General features: G+C 57.8%; 1 protein-coding gene. It reads right to left on the reverse strand.

Features of this window, described 5'->3' with window-relative positions:
- The coding region (locus B2T33_RS03695; protein WP_286791177.1) for an ArgE/DapE family deacylase at positions 1 to 953 on the reverse strand (953 nt) is incomplete at both ends.

Here is a 953-nt window from a genome sequence, read left to right on the forward strand (position 1 = left end):
CCTTCGGCCTGAAAACCGCGATAGGTGATATCGATCTTGGCCCCTTTGCAGGAAGGGTGGTTATCAAGCGCGCTTTGTTTGACGGCCTCAATGGTTTCGCGCACCTTTTCAAGCTCCATCCCCGGATAAAATCCGACACGGATATCAGCGGTGCAAACCGGCGGGACGGTCGATGCCCATTCGCCGCCTTCAATCTTGCCCAGATTGAAGTTCACCGGATGGACATGCGCGCCAAAGGCCGCATGACGATGGGTCGGGTGGTTCCAGATTTCCTCGACTTCCTTTAATGTCTCAAAGAACCCAAAGGCCGCCTCAATCGCGTTGCTGCCAGCAGAGGTATCGAGAACATGCGCCGGGCTGCCCGATACATGGATCTGGAACCACATGACGCCAAGCTGGGCCGTCATCAGGGTCTGGTTGAACGGTTCGGGAATGATGGCGCAATCGGCCTTGTACCCGGCATGCAGGCACGCCAGTGCGCCATTGCCGGTGCATTCTTCTTCGATCACCGACTGCAGGGTGACCGGGGCGGCGGGTTCAAGCCCGATATCGTGCAGGGCCTGAAGTGCGTGACAATAGGCAATGATCCCGGCCTTCATATCACCCGCACCACGCCCGTAAATCCAGTCATCCTCGACATGCGGGGTAAAGGGGCCAAACCGCCATTGTTCGGCCGGTCCGGTCGGTACGACATCCATATGACCATTGAGGATCAGGCTGCGCCCGGTCGGGTTTTGCGGGCGATGTAGGCCGACAACGTTTTCACGCCCGTCACAGCCGTCAATCACCGGCGGCGAAAAGCCCGGCTGATCGCGTAAGGCATTGATGTCAATCTTGACCCGTTCGACATCCAGCCCCATCGCAGCAAACTTGTCGGCAATCCAACCTTGTGCAGATGCCTCATTGCCAAGCTGACTGTCATGACGCACCAGCGCACACAAATCATCAATCGC

Source organism: Thalassospira sp. UBA4513, from assembly GCF_002388495.1.
In the GTDB taxonomy this organism is placed as follows: domain Bacteria; phylum Pseudomonadota; class Alphaproteobacteria; order Rhodospirillales; family Thalassospiraceae; genus Thalassospira; species Thalassospira tepidiphila.